Below are 20,207 nucleotides of genomic sequence, written 5' to 3'. Positions count from 1 at the left end.
ATGGCGAGATGCTCCGGAATATGCAAATAGGAATAATCGGTGGCGGTAATATGGCGGAGGCCTTGATCAAGGGGCTTATCCAGGGCGGGATTGCTGCCGGCAAAATTGAGGTGGCAGAGCCGGTTGCCGGCCGCAGGGATTTTCTGGCAGAGAAATATAGCGTACGCGTCTCCTCGGATAACGGCAGAGTGGCGGCAGATTGCAGCCTGATACTGCTGGCGGTCAAGCCGCAGATGGCTGACCCGGTCATGGCAGGGATAGCTTCAGCAGTAACCGCTGATACCTTGATAATATCGATTATGGCCGGGGCTACCTGTGCCGCGATCGAATCTTTATTCTCGATACCGGTCAGGGTGGTGCGGGCAATGCCAAACACTCCGGCGCTGGCACTCCAGGGGGCAACGGCAATCGCTGCCGGTACTCATGCCTCTAGCGAGGATATGACCCTGGCTGCGGAGATATTCGGCATGGTCGGGAAGTGCTGGCAGGTGGACGAGAAACTGATCGATGCGGTAACCGGGCTTTCCGGGAGCGGGCCTGCCTATGTGCTGACCTTTATTGAGGCGTTGTCCGATGCCGGGGTCAAGAACGGCCTCCCCCGAGATACCGCTTCCGGGCTTGCCCTTCAGACTGTTTTCGGCACTGCCTGCCTGCTGAACGAGACCGGAGAGCATCCGGCCCTGCTGCGCGAAAAGGTTACTTCTCCCGGCGGTACTACAATTGCCGGTCTCCAGGCCCTTGAGGTCGGCGGTTTCCGCGGCACGGTCATGCGCTGCGTTGAGGCGGCTACGCAACGGTCCGCTGAGCTTGGGAAGAAGAAATGAATGGCTGAGGAAAAGAAGCATCCTTGCAAGGACTGCGAGTATTGTCAGTGGTGCAGCGACGACCGCTGCCGCCTTTGTCTCGCCAGCGGGTGCAGGGAAAAGAAAAAGCTCTCTCTGCAGGAGCAGATCGAGCTTTTTGAGACGATCAACAGGCAAGAGAAATGACCGGGGAACGTGGATTTTTTGACGAGCTCAAGGCGCTCAACGGATGACGCCGAGATTGCGAAAAAGCCGCGTTCCCTTTAGTAAGCGATGTTCCGCTTCGGGGCGGTCCCAGCCAAGATCTGTGCGAACGCCTTCCCCTGATCCGAGTTTATCAGCAGGTACCGAGGCAGTTTCATGACTGAGTCGCCGGCCCCGGCATGGTGGCGTTCTATGGTAAAAGTGGCTGTATAGCCGCTTGCTGCTGCCTTGCCAAGAAGGTAGTCGTCGAAGATGCCGAATGGCCAGGCAAGCATGTCCACGCTGCCCCCCAGCTCCTTCTCCAGCTTGTCCTTCGATTTTCTCAACTGGGTGTTCACCAGCTTATCCAGCTCCGCAGGCTTGAGCTTCTTTTTTTCCCGCTTGAAGTTGGGATGCCAGAAGGTATGCGACTGGATATCGAACAGTCCGGTCTTCTTGAGTTCCCGCAACTGTTCCCAGGTCATGGCATATTTGGCGTTGGAGATGGCCGACGGGTACACGAATATCGTTACCGGTACATTGTATTTCTTCACCAGCGGCAGCATGTCGCTGTAAACGGTCTTGTGGGCGTCGTCCTCGACAATGACCACCGATTTCGGCGGCGGGGCAGGGGCCTTTTTCTGATACCAGTCCACTAGCCGCCTGAGCGGAATCACTTTGAAGCCGTTGTTTCTCAGGTATTGCAGATGTGATTCGAATACCGGAGTGGTTATGGTCATGCCGTCGGCAACAGTCGGTCCGAAACGATGATAAAGCAGGATCGGCACTCCTGGCTGTTGCGGCGGCAGAGAGGCGAGGGCAGGCGTTGCGAAGATTGATAATACAAGAAGAATTGACCAGATATGCTTCATTTTTGCGCACTACCACCTTTCATTTTGTCTGATTTTCCATTGTTTTCCAATTTGATATCTGTCACCCGTCCGAAGGTTGACAACGGTTTGTCAAAGGCATTGTCGTTGCCGACTACGGAAATTACCATCTTGTCCGGGTACAGATGTTTCCGGGCTGCCTGCAGAATATCGTCCCGGGTGACTTTGGCGATGTTATCCCGGTAGTTTTCCAGATAGCCCTTGGGATAGCCGTAATATTCGAGTCTTGCCTGCTGGTTTACGACGGCCTCAGGCTTGGCAAAGCCGAAGATGAAGGCGTTGATGATGGAATTCTTGGCGAGATCCAGTTCCTGGTCGGAGACCGGCTCTTTTGTGATTCCGGCAATTATCCCGGTCATCAATGTTATTGCCTTGGCGGTTGATTCGGACTTGGTTTCGGTCTGGGCGACAAAGGTGCCGACAAAGCGGCGCCCGACGTCGAAATGGCTCTCGACATTATAGGCGAGACCCTGGTTGGAGCGGATCTCTTGGGTGAGCCTCGACGTAAACCCCCCTCCCAGGATATAATCCATGACCCTGATGGCGTAGAGGTCAGGGCTGTCCTTGTCTATCCCCAGGTGCCCGATCCTGATGGCCGACTGGTTGACATCCTTGTGCGCCAGGAGAACCTGCGGCTTTACTTCCTCAGAAGGGAGAGGGATTTTGGGGAGAGGCTCCGCGGTATTGTTCCAGCCGGCAAAGAGCTTTTCCAGGCGCGCTTTCAACTCATCGGCCTTCACGTCACCGGCAACAGCCAGGATAGTCCTGTTCGGGCTGAAGAACCGGCGGTGGAATTTTGCCAGATCGTCACGGGTGATCGTGCCGATCCCGTCAACCGTTGGGTAAGCCCCAAGCGGGTGCCCGGCGTAGAGCGCCTTTCTGAGCTCGCGATCGGCAATCGCCTTGGGGTTGTCGTTTTGCCTCCTGAGAGCCTCCACGGTCTGTTTCTTGGCCAGGTTCAGCCTCTCCTCGCGAAAGGCCGGTTTCGTCATCACACCGGCAAAAATCTCCAGGGTGCGGTCGAGATTCTTGGTAAGGGTTGCCATCGACACGTTGCCGACATCGGACGAGATCCCGGCTTCAACCGAAGAAGCCATGAATTCCAGTTCAGAATCCATTTCGTCAGGAGTCATGGATTCCGAGCCGCCGCTTCTCATGACTGTGGCTGTCAGCGACGCAAGGCCTGACTTGTCCGGAGGGTCATAGATGCTGCCGGTGTTTACGTAGGCGGTGATGCTCACCAGCGGGAGCTCGTGGTCTTCAAGCAGGTAGACCACCATGCCGTTGGCCAGTTCCATCCTCTGGCTCTTAGGAATCTCGAATGACAGCGGCGGGAAAGTCATGGTGCGCGGATTTGCCTGTTTAAGCGCACCGGTACATCCGGATAGAGCAACAACAAAAAGGATCAATCCCAGAAAGCGGCAGGCGGCTCTGGTCATTTCGATTCCTCCTTAAGCTTCTTGGTGATGAAACCTACAGTCCGGTTTTCTTCGGTGAAATATTTTCTGGCAACTCTTACAACATCCATCGGAGTTACACTGGCCACTTTCTGACGATGCTCGATCAGGTAGCGCCAGGTGCCGGCAACAGCCTCGTATTCGGTCAGATTCCTGGCAAGACCGCCATTAGAGCCCATCTGGCGGAACTCTTCATATTCCAGCCGGTTGAGGATCTTCTGCAGATCCCGCTCGGATACCGGCTCGCTCTTGAACCGCTCCAACTCCTCATAAATCGCTCCTTCGACTTCCTTGACCGTATGCGGTGCCCGTGGTGTGGCCGATATGATGAAGAGGTTGGGATAACGGCTTCCCGGGGCGGAGAAGGAGCCGACTTCCGTTGCAATCTGCTTCTCCACGACCAGTTTCTTGTACAAACGGGAAGTCCGGCCGTCCGCGAGCAACATATCTATGACATCGAATACGTAATCATCCGGGTCGGGTAGGGTCGGTTTATGAAAGCCGATCATCATTTCCGGCTCGGCATCGCCGATGATTTCAACCCTTTTTTCCCCCTGCTGCTTCGGTTCCCTGACTGCAACCGGTGGCACCGGTTTGCCTGGCTGGATATTGCCGAAGTACTGCTCGACCATGGCAACCGTGTTCTCGGGGTTGATGTCACCGACAATAGCGATTATGGCATTGTTGGGTGCGTAGTAACTCTTGAGAAAATGCTCGGCCTTGGTCCTGGTCAGGTTTTCAATGTCAGACATCCAGCCGATGATCGGCTGCCCGACCGGGTGGGCGACAAAAGCGGTTGCCAGAAAGGTTTCCCAGAGCTTGCCGGCAGGCTCGGCATCATATGAGCGCCTGCGTTCTTCCATGACAACGTCCCGTTCGGTGTAGAACTCCCGGAGTACGGCATTCTGCATCCTGTCGGACTCGATCGCTGCCCAGAGCTCCAGTTTGTTTGAAGGCAGTCCGATGAGATAGGTCGTGCCGTCTTTGCTGGTGAAGGCATTGTAGTTGTAGCCGCCGTTACGGGAGTACAGGTCCGCGAACTCCTCTTTTATAACGAATTTACCGGCTTCGCCTTCGAGTTTTGCCAGCTCGCCCTGCAACATGTTAATCTTTTCTTTGTCACCCTTTTCCTGTCGGGCTTTCTCTTGAACGAGCTGTTGCGCTACGTCCTCAATCCTGTCCAGGAGCGGTTTCTCAGCTGCATAATCCTTGGTTCCGAGTGTTTTGGTCCCTTTAAAGAGCATATGCTCAAGCAGATGCGCCACTCCCCGTTCATCGCTGTGTTCGTCAACACTGCCGACTTTGAAACGGATCCAGGCGGAAACAGTTGGCGAGGTATGCCGTTCGACCATCAGGAGTTTCATCCCGTTTTTAAGGGTGTGCTCGATCACCCTTTCGGACAGACCCGCGCCGGATGCAGTCGAGGTAATGACAATAAGCAGCAGGAGTTGCAGAAAAAATGTGTTAACTGATTTCATTTAGATCCCTCTTGAAAGGCTGCTGTTTTGACTTTGCTGTCTGCAGGGGCACATATTACCCTGTAGTGTCTCAATTTGCAAGGCAAAGGGGCGATAAATGCAGCCTTGCCGGGACAGTGGTGAGTCCAGAAAAACTTTGACAAACTGCGAGGGGTTCCTATAGTATTGCCGCAGATTTAATTGAGGTATTTATTCATGGAAGCAGTCCTGGCCCTTATCGGTGATGAGCTAAAACAGGTAGAGCAGCAGTTCCGTAAGGACCTCGCGTCGGATGTCCCGCTTATTCGCAAGGTTGGCGAATATGTCCTTTCCAGCGGCGGCAAGCGGATAAGGCCTGCCTTGCTACTCCTGGCAGCAAAACTCTGTGATTATCAAGGCGATCGCCATGTACCGCTGGCAAGCGTTGTCGAGTTCATCCACACGGCGACTCTGCTTCATGACGATGTTGTCGATAACGCCAATCTCCGCAGGGGGATTGCCTCGGCAAATACTCTCTGGGGTAACGAGGCTTCCGTATTGGTTGGGGATTTCCTGTTTTCAAAATCGTTTTCTCTGATGGTTGCGGACGGCGACCTGGACATCCTGCGGGTGCTTTCAGGCGCGACGACCATGATTGCAGAGGGTGAAGTGCTGCAACTGGTATGTACCAGTGATATTTCCATGACTGAACAGCGTTACATCGATGTTGTGAAGTGCAAAACAGCGATTCTTATCTCTGCGGCGTGCCAGTCCGGGGCCATCCTGGGGAAGGTTCCGGATGAGATGGAAAATGCTTTGAGAGACTTCGGCATGGAGTTGGGGATCGCGTTTCAGCTGATGGACGATGTCCTCGACTATGCCGGGGACCAGGAAGAGTTCGGCAAGAGTATTGGCCACGATATCGAAGAAGGCAAGATAACATTACCTCTGATCCATGCGCTGCTGCAATGTACCGATGCAGAGAGAGGCCGGGTAGGCGATATAGTGACTTCAGAAACAGTTGAAGATGAGGATTTTACCTTTGTTTTCGATCTGGTGCGCCGCCATCGCGGCATAGAGTTCACTGTTTCGAGAGCTCGCGAGTATATAGAGCGCGCAAAGGCGTCTCTGAACCCTTTTCCTGAGTCAGGCATAAAATCCGCTCTTTTTCGGCTCTCTGATTACGTTGTTACCAGACAGCGTTAAAACCGGTAATCCCGGTTAAATCACCGTTGCTGCCTACCCTATCCGATCAGAATTCCATAAATTTTAACGTTAATTTCGCTTGGCGTGCATTTTGCAAAACTATTTTATAGTAATATTTAATTTTATGTATTGCTATTAATTCATGTGGTGAAATGCTATGGAACACGGGATTCTGGTACATCAAACTCAAGTTCATGTAGAAGGCGATTCTTATCATGTGCAGGTTTACTGCCGCGATGATGGCCGTCACTTTGCCAAGACGCACTTGGGCGGAGATGACATCATCATTAATGATGGCATGTCGCTGGAGGATGTGTTGTCGAAACATACCGAGCTGCTTCCTTTAGCGGTTTCGACCCGCAGAATTCGCCAACAGATTCGTGGGGAAGATTTCTAATATCCCCTTTTTCTTTTAGATTCAAATCATTCCGCAATATTTGCGTAATTATCCTTTCTTGCGCGAAAATCTCCTTGCTTTACATTAAACCTCGCCTAAAATAATTAAATCTGTATCTATCTACAACTATTTTTGGAGGTTGTTCATGAAGTGGTTTGTTCTTGCTCTTGTTGTTATTTCATTCTCCTTGGTTGCATTTGGCTGTTCAAAGGAGGACAAAGGCAAATCTGCTGAAGTCGGGCATCTGCTGGAGGGGAAGCCCGCCCCAAACTTCACTATCAAGGATCCGGATGGACGTGATGTCGCCCTATCCTCTCTGAGGGGAAAGGTCGTCTTTTTAAACTTCTGGGCAACCTGGTGCCCGCCATGCAAGGAAGAGATCCCCTCAATGATGAAACTAAACCAGAAGATGAATGGCCAACCTTTTCAGATGCTCGCAGTTTCTATCGACGAAGGGGGGAGGGATGCAGTCGTGTCATTTTTCAAAAAGACCGGTTTTAACCTCCCATACTTGAACGACCCGGAACAAAAAGTGGGGAAAATGTACGGCATAACCGGTGTGCCTGAGACGTTTGTCATCGACAAGAACGGCATTTTGGTCAAGAAGGTGATAGGAGGGATGGACTGGGCATCTCCTGAGTCGGTACAGCTCTTTTCCGATCTGGCAGCAAAATAATGACCGGAGCTAACATTTCGTATGCCGGAGCTTTCATTGCGGGTCTTCTTTCCTTTCTCTCCCCGTGTGTTTTGCCTCTCATACCTTCGTACATTACATATATTACCGGTCTCTCTTTTTCGGATCTTCAGGATGAGCACCCTTCGCAAAAGGTCCGGTATCAGACCGTTATCCACTCACTCCTGTTCATTGGAGGTTTTACCCTGATTTTCGTCCTGCTCGGGGCGTCTGCAACCTTTCTCGGTGGTTACCTGCAATCTAAGATCGATTTGTTGAGAAAAATCGGCGGGGTGCTGATAGTTCTTTTCGGGATTCATATCACCGGCCTTGTCCCTATCGGCATTTTGCTCGGAGAGAAAAAGATCAACATTCAGAGAAAACCTGCCGGTTATTTCGGGAGTTTTCTCGTTGGGATCGCATTCGCTGCAGGTTGGACCCCTTGCATAGGGCCGATACTCGCCTCAATTCTCATGGTCGCAGCAGCTGAGGACACAGTATATAAAGGGGTTGCTTTGCTGATGACGTACTCCATGGGGCTGGCAGTTCCTTTTTTCTTCTCATCACTTGCTTTGCACCGGTTCATTCTTATATTCAACCGATTCAAAAAGAATATCCGAATATTTGAAATCGTTACCGGACTATTTCTGATTGTTTTGGGAATAATGTTGTTCACAGATTATCTATCAATTTTGGGTCAGTATTCCACCAGACTTATGGGATGATTGAGTTATGAGCCGCCATTCTGCGAAAATGTCCATACAGCTTACCGTTGCCGATCTCTCCACCACCGAGGCTTTTTATGCCGGCATTTTGGAGTTGCCGGTCCGACGGGCTGTTACTGTTCCCGGAGCGCCGGAACATCTTGAAATGAAACTCGACGGGTGCAATTTGATTTTTGTAGAAGAGGCCACGGTCTTGAAGGTTCATCCGGTGCTTGAAGAACGGTTTGCCATGTTTCCTAAAGGTGTGGGGGCAACGCTTCATTTCAAGGTAAATGGATTGGACGAGATCTACGAGGCGATCATGGAGGAGGAGATGGAGATCCTTTATCATATGGAAGAGCAGCCTTACGGAATCAGGGATCTCTGGTGCTTTGATCCGGATGGTTACCTGGTTGTTCTGGAAGAGCCCACCCGTTGAATCAAGAGCCTCATTGAGTCGATATTCAAAATTGAGACACTGAACCTGATGAACAGGGCCGTCAGAAGAGACGGCCCTGTTTGATTACGGATGCTTTTCTCGGTCCTTCTTTTTTTCGCCCCGGTCCCCGAGGTCGCACGAATCCGATATTCAGGTAGGAACCCCCATCCGTGGCAGTATATATTTCTGCAGAACAACCCAAAAAACAGCCACTCCAGCAAGAATCAGAGCATCTTTCATTGCCGCCACCTCCGTTGCGTCAATATAACAAATATGCGGCATTTTATATATAGATAAATAATCATTTGCTTATATCCCACATTTTGCGCCGTTTCTGGAAAATGAACCCGACTCATGTATAATTCAACCGTCTCAATTGAATCATATTTCTGAAAAGGTTTCTTAATGTCTCCAACCGTTACCTACAATCTCTTTGCCTTCATATATGGCGCAGTAATCGGATCGTTTCTAAATGTCTGTATCTGCAGACTCCCTGAAAACCGTTCGGTCGTATCACCACCTTCCAGTTGTCCGCATTGCGGCTACCGGATAAGGTGGTACGACAACATACCGCTTGTAAGCTATGCTCTGCTTGGGGGGAAATGCCGGTCTTGCCGGGTTTCCATATCTTTTCGTTATCCCTTGGTCGAGCTTGTTACTGCCCTTCTGACCCTGATGCTTTTTATCCGGTTCGGTCCAACCCTTACTTTTCTGGCCCTGTTTATCCTCTGTGCCGCTCTGGTCGTTATAACGTTCATAGACATTGACCACCAGATCATCCCGGATGTGATCAGTTTACCCGGGATTGTGATAGGGTTCGCCTTCTCTTTTTTCCTTCCCTGGCTGGGGTGGAAAGATTCGCTTATCGGGGTGCTGGCCGGTGGTGGTAGTCTTTTGGTGGTTGCTTACGGCTACCAGATGCTTACCGGCAAGGAAGGGATGGGAGGCGGTGATGTTAAACTGCTGGCCATGATGGGGGCTTTCCTTGGCTGGCGTTCTATTTTGTTTATTGTTTTTGCGGCATCGCTTGTCGGGTCCATTATCGGCGTCGGACTTATGCTAGTCAGAGGCAGGGATTCGAAGCTGCCCATTCCGTTCGGCCCTTTCCTTGCCTTAGGCTCAATTCTCTATATATTTTACGGCAGCAGGATAATTGATTGGTATCTTGGCCTCTCGAGGCTCGGAGGGTAATAATACCCAAATGAAAAGCTTCAGGCCCAGCCTAACACTTTCCATCCTGGCCGTATTGTCTTCGATTTTATTACTGAACTGGCTTCTCCTCGGGGCTATATCATTAAGCTTGTCGAAAAAAGATCTATATTCCATGAAAGGGCAAGAAGGTAGCGCCCTGCTTGCAACAATTCTCAACTTAGCACCTCGTCAGTTGGTTTTGAGTAATATTATTGAATCCGGGTTCTCTGATGTAATCAGGTCGCTTCAGAGTATCCCGGATTTTGCCGGTCTGCTGCTGGTCGATCAGAACGCAAAAGCCGTTTATGCTGTAGATGAAAAACGCGGCGTTGACCAGAAACTCGCGGACACTGTCAGCACTGGCGTCGGGGCGTCCCTTTTGAGCGCCGGCGCCAAAGAGATACATGTCTATGCGCCTATCATGCATGAAAATATTTGTATTGGAGCGGCGCGCCTTGCTTTGTCCCTGGCAGGCGAACAGGAGCGGCTTGCGAGGTCACAACGACTCCTTATGGCATATTTTGTCCTGGATTTCCTGCTGCTCCTGGGAATTGGTTACGTATTTCTGAGGAGGAGTGTTGTTGCGCCTATGCGAGGGCTCCTTGCAGCGATCGACAGGGTTGCCAAAGGTGATTACGAACAGACGGTGCATGTTCCGGGAAGCGCTGAAATCGCCGATCTTTCAGACTCATTCAATGCCATGCTGGCAAAATTGCGGAACAATCGCGCTGAGGTTAAACAGCATGTCAGTTCGCTGGAAGAGGTAAACCTTAAGCTTCAGGAGGCGCGGGAAGAGGCTATCCGTTCCGAAAGATTGGCATCGGTCGGCCTGCTTGCAGCAGGAACCGCCCATGAGATCGGTACTCCTCTCGCGGCAATAATCGGATATTCCGCCATACTTTCCGATGAATTGACCGCAGAACCGGACAAAAGGGATTATTCCCGGCGCATAGAGCAGGAGGCCAGCCGTATCGACAGGATTGTCAGAGACCTGCTCGATTACGCCAGGCCACCGAGGTGTGAATTCACCTATGAGGAGGTCGCTCCGCTTATTGAAGAGACCGTCAGCCTGTTGGATGGCCAAGGGGTTTTTAAAAATATCTCCGTAAGTGTGGTTTCTGACTCTTTTCTTCCCGAGCCGTATATCGATCGTCACCAGTTTCAACAGGTGCTGATTAATTTGCTGCTGAACGCCCGTGATGCCATGCCTGGCGGTGGTACAATAGAAGTAAATGCCGGTCTGGCCGGGGAGATAAACTGGGGCAGTGCTCAGATTATTGTCGGTAGGTCCCTGGGTAGGCGCAAGGACGATTTTCGTTCGGCATTCCAGGCCGGGTTCTCCGGTGAAACGTCATCAAAAGCGCTCAGGATAGATATCCGTGACAGTGGCAGCGGCATACCGTGCGAAAATATGGAACGGATCTTTGATCCGTTCTTTACCACCAAAGAGCCCGGGAAAGGGACCGGTTTGGGGTTGTCCATAGCAGCAAGAATCATCGATTCTTTTGGTGGCAGAATAATAGTCACGAGCGACCCGGGGTTGGGGAGCTGTTTCAGCATATTATTGCCGGTAGCTGAGTCCGGAGGTTCTGATCAGAATGAAAACCCCTGAGAGCAAGCGCATCCTAGTGGTGGATGATGAGGAAAACCTTCGCCACATGCTCAAGGTTATGCTGCAGAAGATCGGCTATGCCGTGGAGCTTGCCACTGACGGGGCAGATGCGCTCGATAAACTATCTCACGACCGGTTTGATTTTGTGCTCTGCGACATAAGAATGCCCGGGATTGATGGAACCGAATTCATCAGGTTGGCAGTTGAATCCGGCGTAACAGCGACTATCATCATGATGTCGGCTTACGGGACGGTTGATTCCGCAATAGATTGCATGAAGCGGGGGGCATACGATTACATCTCAAAACCGTTCAAAAGTGATGAAATCGCCTTGGTGCTTAAGAAAGCAGAAGAGCGGGAGCGGCTGAAACTGGAAAACCGCCAGCTCCAGGAAGTTGTTAACCGCGAGTTTTGCTTCTCAGGGATTATCAGCAAGAACCAGCAGATGCTCGAAATCTTTTCGCTGGTCAAAAAAGTCTGCGATTTCAAAACTACTGTTCTGGTTCTCGGGGAATCAGGGACCGGAAAGGAACTGATTGCCAAGGCCCTGCATTTTAACAGTGTTCGACGAAAAGGTCCTTTTATCGCCGTAAACTGCGGCGCTATCCCGGAAAACCTGCTCGAAAGCGAACTGTTCGGTCATGTAAAAGGGGCTTTCACTGATGCATCCTGTGACAAGCCAGGCTTATTTGAACGGGCGGACGGAGGGACCCTTTTCCTAGATGAGATTGGAGAAATGCCGCTTTCCCTCCAGGTAAAGCTACTGCGGGTGCTTCAGGAAGAGGAGATCAGGAGGGTTGGGGCGTCTTCAGCGAAAAAAGTCGATGTCAGGGTCGTGTCTGCAACATCAAGGGACCTTGAGGCAGACGTGATCAAAGGACGGTTTCGGGAAGACCTTTATTTCCGGCTCAATGTCTTTTCCCTCACCCTTTCCCCCTTGCGGGAACGAACTGAGGATATTCCGCTTTTAGTGGACCATTTTCTTAATCGCTATGGCGATAAATTCGGAAAGAGCGGCATCCGCTGCAGTCAATCCACAATGCAGCTGCTCCTGGACTACCAGTGGCCGGGAAATGTCCGGGAACTTGAAAACACCATTGAAAGAGCGGTTGTCGTCTGTGATGGTTCGACGCTTGGTCCGGAATGTCTCCCGGAAAAGTTGCGCAGAACCAGTGGCGGAAAACTTCCGGAAATCATTCCTCCTGACTGCATTTCTCTGAAACGCGCCGAAGAACTGCTGGAACGGGCTTTTATCCGAAAAGCCCTTGCAGCGACTGGTGGCAACAGGAGCCAGGCTGCCAGGATACTGGAGATAAGCCACCGGTCACTGCTTTATAAACTCAAAGAATACAAGATTGACTGATATGAAATTAATGCATATCAATGGCTGGCTGACTATGCAATTATTGCGGTATAATGTAGTTCGATTAGAAGTGTGCCGTAAGTAATGTATTGAAAATACCGTATTATGTTGTTGCTGTATTAGCTGGCACTTGAGTTGCTTTAATTTTTTATCGTTCATGATAATAATACTCAATATATCAGCAATTCATGACGAAAGGTAGAATATGAAACTAGTGATTATAGCTGGATTGTTCCTGATTTTATCTGCCGCAACCGTGACCGCCTTTCAGCAGGAAGAAGGGTGTTCCGACGGGACTGGCCACTCAGGTGCAGAATGTGCAAATTGCCACAAACTGGGACTGGATGAAGCAGGCAAGTTACTTGAGGGAGTAGGTAAGGTGGTTTCAGTTGGACAATCCCAGGTACGCGGCCTATTTGAGGTTTCGCTGGAAAACCAGGGCAAGAAGGGGACGGCATATGTTGATTATGCAAAGAAGCACCTGATTGCCGGTTCCATTTTTTCTATAGCAGCGACTCAAAAAGACTCGGGCGATAACCAGGTCAGGGCACCATTGCCAAAACCCGCCAAGGTCGACATAAACGCATTGCCGGTAAAAAACTCGATCATTCTGGGCAATCCGGACGGCAAGAAGCGGCTTTTCGTTTTCACGGACCCTGACTGCCCATTCTGCTCCAAATTGCATATGGAATTGATCAAATTGATTTACATGGAGCCTGATTTGGCGATTGTAGTAAAGATGTTTCCTCTGAAAATGCACCCTGGAGCATATGACAAGGCCAGGGTCATTCTCGGCGGAGATTCCTCATATCTACTCAATAAGGCTTTTAGTGGCGAGCAGTTGCCGCCACCAGGGCCAAAGGACGCAAAAGAGCCTGTTGATGAGTCCATCAAGCTTGGCGAGTCCCTTGGGATTACCGGGACTCCGACTTTAGTGCTTCCGGACGGGCGAATTTTGCCCGGGTTTAAAGAAGCCGGCGAGATAAAGCGATTACTTGATAGCAAATAGAGACGTTATTTTGGGTTCAAGGGGATAAAATGTGAGTGATTCGGCCAAAAATCTAGCGGAAAAATATGACAATTTGGAGCTTTGCTACAAGGTAATGGGGTTGTCTTTCAGTGATCCCCCTGAAAAGGTTGATAAAGTATTTAATAACCTTATGGCGGGGTATAAACAAAAGCTCAGATCATCCAAGCCTGATGAAGCACAGGATGCCCAGATGAATATTGAGCAGATTCAGGAAATATACGAGCGAATAACCAATTCGATGATTTATAAGGATTATGCCCGCGAGTATGAAAAGTATAAAAATGCTCAGAATGCCGTTAAAGAAGAACGACAAATGAAGGCTCATGTTGAAAAAAGCACGTTTGTGAACTGTCCTTCGTGCGGCAAAATCTTAAACATCGGTTTCAAAACTTGCCCTTACTGCCGTAAGAAGGTGTATACCCCGGCAGAAATGATGATGATGAAGATTTTCTCGACCAGAAACATAATAATTGCAGCTGTCGTGATCTTGGCGATTGCGGCAGTCGGGATTTATTTATTCAAGCCGGAGCTTGTAAAGTTTTTGAAACAGGTCTGACCGCGTTGAGAATGTTTTGTCGTGTTTGCCTGACGGTTCAATGCCGGGTTTCAAGGAAGCGGGAGATATCGAGAAGCTGCAGCAATAGGGGAATAGGTGTTTTACCAGGTGGAGGAGAAAGCGTCATGAAAAACAGATCCATATTAACGCTTGTTGTTGCTTTGTTCATTACACTGCTCGGTACGATGGCATTTTCGACAACTGCATTTGCCTGGAATCCATACTTTACATCATACTATGGCACTAATAACACTAATGATTTCAATGACGCAGCAGCCAACTGGACCGGGGGTACAGTCTATAGAAAAGGAAACAATTACTATCAGCTGGGAACTTCAAGCCATTTGGAAAATCAGGCAGGGTCAGACGGCGAGAAAACTTTCGAAGTAAGACCTGCATCCGGCTACAAGATCAAGCAGATCAAGTGGTGCAGGGCTTCCTGGACCAATCCGGACACGGTAACAGCTCCATATTCCGCATTCTACTCCTGGCATGATGTCTCAGGGCTGGCAACAAACCAGACCGACAACTTCCAGTTTTCATTCGATACATCTAACGACAGGAAATACCTGATTTGGGTCATATTCGAAACGTACGATCCGGATGCCCATGGTGGCCAGCTTGGCGCCTGGTACGGCACCAACAACACCACCGGTTACAATACCCCGGCTGCCAACGGCAGCGGCGGATCGGTCTGGAAGACCGACGGCACCGATGCACAGCTTGCCAACGGCGATGCCAATGGTACATCACTGTCTTCGGATGGTCACCGGCATATTTCGGTGCGGCCTGCCTCAGGCTATAAAGTGGTAAAAATTGAGTACGGAGAGAGCTTGAGCCCGACTGTATGGACGCCAGTCACTCTGCCGGATTCACCGCAGACATCCTCTGTGTCGTTTACAATTGATATGAGCGGCGGGAAGCAGTACGTCCTCTGGGTTGTCTTCGCTTCCACCGCGGCCAGCAGTTACACGGTCAGCGGGAGCGTTGATGCCGCCACGGATGCCGCCTGCACTTCCAACTCCGTGTCGCCGTCGAGTTCCGATGTCAATGCCAATGAGACTTCGTCGTTTGCCCTCTCAACTTCCGCGAACTGTGTAGTCGACTGCGTCAACTTTAACAGCGGCGGTTGCACTACTACCGGTGTTTCGGGTTCGGTTTACACTACGCCGGCCATAACCCAGGATTCGACATTTACCGTAAAATTCAAAAAGGTTGATTTCACAATAGCCGCCACTGTGTCGGCTTCCAGCCCTTCCGGGTCGGGAACCATCACCAGCCCATCCGGAAACGGCACCATTGCCGTCACCCAGGGTTCCAGCCTGACCTTCACTGTGACGGCCAATGCCGGATACAGCGTTTCCCATGTTTACGTGACCGATCCGAATAAATCGTACACCAATCTCGATGTGGCGCCGCTGGCGTCAAATACTTACACTTTTAACAATATTCAGGCCAATGGTATTATTACCGTGCATTTTGTTGCGTCGGTTCCGGTGTCCGGTAACGACTATTGCCAGATCCCGCCATTTGTCCAGGGTCAGACCAACCTTACTCCCAATGTGCTGATCATCTTCGACAACTCCGGCAGTATGGGGGGGACCGATACTGACGGCTATGCCTACTACAACAACAAGACCTACAGTTGCACCGATGCCCATAATGCTACGACAAATCCATGTCCGACGATTTTCTATGGCTATTTCGATCCGATGAAGATGTACAAGGTTGATACAGGTAACGCCAATGTTTACCTGATAGATAATGTTACGCTGAACCTGTCGCAAACTAACGCCAAGTCAGGGAATTACCTCAACTTCCGGCAAATGAACAAGGTAGATGTAGTGCGCAAGGTTCTGGTCGGAGGGCGGGTTACCGACAAGGGGTCTACGACGCTTGCTGGTGCCAACCGTGCCACTCTGGCAACAAAATACCTGTATTCGGATAAGGGGAAGTGGGTCGAGTATGGTACGTCCGAGCCAAAGGGGCTGGTGCAGGATCTTTCGGACCGGGTGCGGTTCGGCCTTGAGGTGTTCGGGTCCACCAGCAACACAAATACCGATGGCGGCAAGATCGTGGCAAAGCTGGGTTCTCCGGTGGGGGATCTGGTAACCGCCATCGAAGGTCCGGATACCAATCCGAAGACAAACACCCCGATCGCCGAGGCGCTATACGAAGCGGTAAGGTATTACCAGGCAAAACCAAGCGCCTTTAATTCCAATACCAACTACGGTGATGCCACCTGGAACCCCCCCGCCAATCCAATCATCCAGTTCGCTTGCCAGAAGCACTTTGTCCTGCTGCTGACCGACGGCGAAGCTAACAGCACCGACAAACTGCCCGGTTTGGCCACAAATCCGTCTCTGAACAGCTATACCGATAATGTTTTCGATGTGACAACCTGGGTCGGAAGAATGACTGCAGCAGACAAGCCGACCGGGAGCGATGGGCAGTATGCTGACGGTGTGGCATACTACGCCCATGTGAATGACATGCGGAGTACGACGCTGGGCAATGACATGACCGGCACTCAGAACATTACCTTCTATGCGGTCTACGCATTTGGCGACGGCACCGGCACCAAAACCCTGCAAAGCATGGCCAAATACGGTGGTTTCGAGAGCAAGAACGGCGACGACAAGGGGACTTCTCCAAACCAGTACCAATCGCCGGACCTTGCATCCGAATGGGACAAGGATAGCAACAACGTGCCGGATACCTATTTTGAAGCTGATGACGGGGCCGTTTTAGAGTCGAGCATAGCCACTGCCATGTCGAATATCCTGGCAAAGGTTGCATCCGGTACTGCGGCTTCGATATTGAGCAACAGCGAGGGTAGCGGCGCTAACCTGCTGCAGGCGGTATTTTATCCGAACAAGATCTTCCCTCCTCCTACTGTTAATGATGTGGCGACATCAGCAACATGGATCGGGGAGATGCAGAATCTTTGGTACTATGTTGATCCGTTTATTGCGAACAGCACCGTCAGAGAGGACACCGATTTCTCAACCACTACCCCTCACCATATTTTGCATCTGAAAAATGATTATGTGGCCCGGTTTTTCTTCTCAAATTCAGAGACAAAGGTCGAACTCAAGCAGGACACTAACGGTGACGGCCTGGGCGACTCTCTTATCACAGCCGCTGAAGACCCGGACCTAGTTAACAGTCTCTGGCGGGCCGGCAAGCAGTTGTGGGCGCGTTCGGCCGATTCCCGGAGAATCCATACCAGTATTGACGGTTACTCCCTGTTGCTACCGAATACGGATACCAAAGGGGGATTTTACGCTCCTACTGCTGCGGCTACCAGAACTACCAGCCTCCAGCCCTATCTGCAGGCTGCCGATGGCGCTGATGCAAAAAAGATAATCGATTATGTCCGGGGGAGTGACCAGTTCGCCTACCGGAACCGAAAGGTTTCATTGTTGTCCGGCGGTTCCACGGTCACTTCGGAATGGAAGCTGGGCGATATCGTAGCATCAACTCCCCGTCTGCAATCCACCAACAAGCTGAATGCATACAACCTGGAAGCTCCCGCAGGATATGCAGATAAGAGCTACGCTGCCTTTACAGCATCAGCAAACTACAAAAACAGGGGGATGGTGTATGTCGGGGCCAATGACGGCATGCTGCATGCCTTCAAACTGGGCAAACTCACTGTTAGCGGGATAACGGACGTGCCAAAAAACCCGAGCGGTCATGTGGTGATCGGCGGCGATATCAAGGCAACCCTTACCGGCACCGATCTTGGGGAGGAGCAGTGGGCGTATGTGCCGAGAGGTGCGCTGCCATATCTGAAATATTTTACCGATGCTCAGAATTACAAACATCTTTTCTATGTTGACGGCGCGACAGTGATTGCCGATGTTTCCACTGCCGGATGTGTGGATAATCCCGAATATTCACTCTGTGAGAGGGACAATTCAGCCGGGTCCAATTGGAAAACCGTGCTTATCGGGAGCATGGGGCTGGGTGGCGCGTCTTACATCAAGAACTCCGCCTGTACCGCCGATATTAACGGCACCTGCGTTAAAACCCCAATTTTTGCCCGCGATGCATCCAACAATGAAGACGCAACCAGGGGGGTCGGATATTCTTCGTATTTTGCGCTTGATATAACAGATCAGTATTTCGCCAATGACGGCAGCTTGGTAAATCAGCCGACATTGAAATGGGAGTTCCCGCCTGCCGATGCGGTTGGTGATATCGGCCTTGGCTATGCAACGTCCGGCGCGGCAATAGTAAGGATCGGCGACAAAAACAAGAGCGGCAAATGGTTTGCGGTGTTCGCCTCAGGCCCGACCGGGCCGATCGACACGGGCATGCACCGGTTTATGGGGCGGTCCGACCAGAACCTGAAAATATTCGTAGTTGATTTGGGCGCATCCGGGCCTCTGGTGAAAAACACTGCAGCTCCGCCTGCAGCTCCGAATGGCAACTACTGGGTAATCGATACCAATATCAAGAGGGCTTTTGCCGGTACCATAGTCAACTCGGTAATTGATACGGACAGATGGGACAGGAACACCGACGGCAACTACCAGGATGACGCACTTTATATCGGTTACACGAAAGCGAGTATCCCGGACTCTGATCCGATTCTCTCAACAACCGGCGATGTCTGGACTACCGGTGGCGTTGTGCGGCTTCTGACCAAAGAGGATACCAATCCTGCCAACTGGTCGGTCAGCAAGGTTATTGAGGGTATCGGTCCCGTGACTTCAGGAGTTGAAAAGCTGCAGGATAGAAAAAACAGGAAGCTCTGGCTCTATTTCGGGACCGGCCGGTTCTTTTTCAGCGGCGATGACTCCACAAATGCTCGCTATATAATGGGGGTCCAGGATTTGTGTTATACTGCAACCAATAAAATTAAAAAGGATTGCACTGTTGCTGATGCCCCGATACTCGGAATAGGAGACCTTAAAAGGCAGAATACCATCGGCGCCATGGGAACTGAAAAAGGATGGTATATCGAGATGGACGCGCAATCCGCCTCTATGGGAGCTGAACGGAACATAACCGATCCGGTGGCTTTGACCAACGGGCTTGTTCTGTACACTACATTCAAGCCGACCGCTGATGTATGCAAATTCGGCGGTGATTCTTATGTCTGGGGCGTCAAATACGATACGGGAGGGACCCCCTTGGCATCAACCACAACAGGCAAGATGCTGGTTCAGGTCTCGACCGGCGCATTTGAGGAGATTCCTCTCGGTTCCGCGTTGACAGCCATGGATGGCAGGAAGATGGGGACTGCCATGACCGGTAAACCTCCGGCAGACCGTCCCCCGGTCGTTAGCAATGCCGGTAACAAACCGGCAAAGAAGGTCATACATGTGCAGGAAAAGTAAAATGACGTTTTTGCGCAAGGCCAATGGGGTTACTCTGGTTGAGCTTGTGATTGTTATCGGGATAATCGCGTTTGCTTCGACTATTGCAACCATATCATTTCGTTCATGGGTGATAAAATACAATGTCGAAGCTCAGACCCGCGAGATTTATAATGATTTAAACCGCGCCAGGTCCAATGCCTTTCAACAGAAGAAGATACACAGTGTCATTTTTCAACCCAGCGGCTATGTGATGAAGACATACAGTTCACAGTCTGAACCCACTGCGGCGGGGCAGACAGTGCTCCGTAAGACCGGCCTGAAATACGGGCTTACCATGAAGTCCGGCGCTGCTCTGAACGCGGATATAAGCGACTACGGGCCGACATATGATATCAGGGGATATGACGCTCTAGGGAATTTCACCCTGATAGTCAACCCCTATGATGCCGGTTCGGCCGTCAATTGCATTGTCATATCCAAGTCAAGGGTGAACCTGGGGAGAATCAATGGAGCGACATGTGAGTTCAGATAATCAGAGCGGGTTCACCCTGATTGAGTTTTGCGTGGCAGTTCTGATCATGATGGTCGGGCTGTTGGGGTTGCTGCAGGCGGTCAATATGGCGACCGAAAAGAACCTCACCAATATCCTGCGCAATGAGGCCGTATCGGTTGCCGACAATCAGATGGTCCAGACAAAGGCTTCCGTTGTCGATACCGCCACTTTCAATACCCTGGCCAATATGTCGTCTCTTGTGAGCACACGGATAAGAAGCGGCTCCAAGAGCTATTCCGTAACCAGAAACGTTACTGCGGCCAGTTCGAATTCCAAAGAGGTCGTGGTCGCGGTGTCCTGGCAGCACAAGGGGAACACATTCAGGCATTTGATTTCCTCTATGGTCGTTAATCCAAACAACTAATACCGGTGGAATATGAG

General features: G+C 51.0%; 18 protein-coding genes. 15 read left to right on the top strand and 3 right to left on the bottom strand.

Going from position 1 to position 20,207, the window contains the following annotated elements; all coding sequences use genetic code 11:
- Window positions 1-8 precede the first annotated feature (8 nt).
- Together proC and OR1_RS22435 are read left to right on the top strand one after the other, a co-directional pair.
- Window positions 9-824: a pyrroline-5-carboxylate reductase gene (gene proC, locus OR1_RS00660; protein WP_041969331.1), complete on the top strand. Its 816-nt coding sequence runs from the start codon at window positions 9-11 to the stop codon at window positions 822-824.
- Window positions 825-989, top strand: a complete 165-nt coding sequence (locus tag OR1_RS22435) for a hypothetical protein (RefSeq protein WP_193377078.1) — start codon at window positions 825-827, stop codon at window positions 987-989.
- A 77-nt stretch (window positions 990-1,066) separates the two neighbouring features.
- Here the strand turns inward: OR1_RS22435 and OR1_RS00655 are convergent, their stop codons facing one another.
- The 3 genes from OR1_RS00655 to OR1_RS00645 are packed head-to-tail and all read right to left on the bottom strand — an operon-like array spanning window position 1,067 to window position 4,811.
- On the bottom strand, window positions 1,067-1,858 hold the full coding sequence (locus OR1_RS00655) for a polysaccharide deacetylase family protein (protein ID WP_041969330.1): 792 nt from the start codon (window positions 1,856-1,858) through the stop codon (window positions 1,067-1,069).
- On the bottom strand, window positions 1,855-3,315 hold the full coding sequence (locus OR1_RS00650; RefSeq protein WP_052440171.1) for a pitrilysin family protein: 1,461 nt from the start codon (window positions 3,313-3,315) through the stop codon (window positions 1,855-1,857). The genes OR1_RS00655 and OR1_RS00650 overlap by 4 nt, the downstream gene beginning before the upstream one ends.
- Window positions 3,312-4,811 (bottom strand): pitrilysin family protein, encoded by a 1,500-nt coding sequence (locus tag OR1_RS00645; RefSeq protein WP_041969329.1) that lies wholly within the window; start codon window positions 4,809-4,811, stop codon window positions 3,312-3,314. The genes OR1_RS00650 and OR1_RS00645 overlap by 4 nt, the downstream gene beginning before the upstream one ends.
- Before the next feature lie 195 nt (window positions 4,812-5,006).
- Between OR1_RS00645 and OR1_RS00640 the strand changes: the two genes are divergently transcribed.
- From OR1_RS00640 to OR1_RS00580, 13 genes are all read left to right on the top strand, one after another.
- Window positions 5,007-5,975 carry a polyprenyl synthetase family protein gene (locus OR1_RS00640; protein ID WP_041969327.1) on the top strand — a complete coding sequence of 323 codons (969 nt, stop codon included), beginning with the start codon at window positions 5,007-5,009 and terminating at the stop codon, window positions 5,973-5,975.
- Between the two features lie 157 nt (window positions 5,976-6,132).
- Complete coding sequence (locus OR1_RS21310) at window positions 6,133-6,372, top strand: hypothetical protein (RefSeq protein ID WP_082002737.1); 240 nt, start codon at window positions 6,133-6,135, stop codon at window positions 6,370-6,372.
- 145 nt (window positions 6,373-6,517) lie between these two features.
- Window positions 6,518-7,048, top strand: a complete 531-nt coding sequence (locus tag OR1_RS00630; protein ID WP_041969325.1) for a TlpA disulfide reductase family protein — start codon at window positions 6,518-6,520, stop codon at window positions 7,046-7,048.
- Window positions 7,048-7,770: a cytochrome c biogenesis CcdA family protein gene (locus tag OR1_RS00625; protein WP_041969324.1), complete on the top strand. Its 723-nt coding sequence runs from the start codon at window positions 7,048-7,050 to the stop codon at window positions 7,768-7,770. Before OR1_RS00630 ends, OR1_RS00625 begins: the two co-directional genes overlap by 1 nt.
- A gap of 7 nt (window positions 7,771-7,777) precedes the next feature.
- Window positions 7,778-8,188 carry a VOC family protein gene (locus tag OR1_RS00620; protein ID WP_041969322.1) on the top strand — a complete coding sequence of 137 codons (411 nt, stop codon included), beginning with the start codon at window positions 7,778-7,780 and terminating at the stop codon, window positions 8,186-8,188.
- A gap of 405 nt (window positions 8,189-8,593) precedes the next feature.
- A complete protein-coding gene (locus OR1_RS00615; protein ID WP_041969320.1) occupies window positions 8,594-9,379 on the top strand; it encodes an A24 family peptidase in 786 nt (261 codons plus the stop codon).
- Between the two features lie 199 nt (window positions 9,380-9,578).
- On the top strand, window positions 9,579-10,991 hold the full coding sequence (locus OR1_RS00610; RefSeq protein WP_237754186.1) for a sensor histidine kinase: 1,413 nt from the start codon (window positions 9,579-9,581) through the stop codon (window positions 10,989-10,991).
- Window positions 10,978-12,354, top strand: a complete 1,377-nt coding sequence (locus tag OR1_RS00605) for a sigma-54 dependent transcriptional regulator (RefSeq protein WP_041969318.1) — start codon at window positions 10,978-10,980, stop codon at window positions 12,352-12,354. The genes OR1_RS00610 and OR1_RS00605 overlap by 14 nt, the downstream gene beginning before the upstream one ends.
- Window positions 12,355-12,559: 205 nt before the next feature.
- The gene (locus tag OR1_RS00600; protein WP_041969316.1) at window positions 12,560-13,363 is read left to right on the top strand and encodes a DsbC family protein; all 804 of its coding nucleotides are present in this window, start codon (window positions 12,560-12,562) and stop codon (window positions 13,361-13,363) included.
- 31 nt (window positions 13,364-13,394) lie between these two features.
- Entirely contained in the window at window positions 13,395-13,940 is a 546-nt protein-coding gene (locus OR1_RS00595; protein WP_041969315.1) for a zinc ribbon domain-containing protein, read from the top strand.
- Between the two features lie 125 nt (window positions 13,941-14,065).
- On the top strand, window positions 14,066-19,291 hold the full coding sequence (locus OR1_RS00590) for a hypothetical protein (RefSeq protein ID WP_052440170.1): 5,226 nt from the start codon (window positions 14,066-14,068) through the stop codon (window positions 19,289-19,291).
- Between the two features lies 1 nt (window position 19,292).
- Window positions 19,293-19,805: a Tfp pilus assembly protein FimT/FimU gene (locus tag OR1_RS00585; protein ID WP_041969314.1), complete on the top strand. Its 513-nt coding sequence runs from the start codon at window positions 19,293-19,295 to the stop codon at window positions 19,803-19,805.
- Entirely contained in the window at window positions 19,792-20,190 is a 399-nt protein-coding gene (locus OR1_RS00580) for a prepilin-type N-terminal cleavage/methylation domain-containing protein (protein ID WP_052440169.1), read from the top strand. Before OR1_RS00585 ends, OR1_RS00580 begins: the two co-directional genes overlap by 14 nt.
- Window positions 20,191-20,207 lie beyond the last annotated feature (17 nt).

The sequence above is a fragment of the Geobacter sp. OR-1 genome (assembly GCF_000813145.1).
Classification (GTDB): domain Bacteria; phylum Desulfobacterota; class Desulfuromonadia; order Geobacterales; family DSM-12255; genus Geoanaerobacter.
Note: the sequence above shows the minus strand (reverse complement) of the source record. Positions and strands in the feature narration are given on the sequence as shown.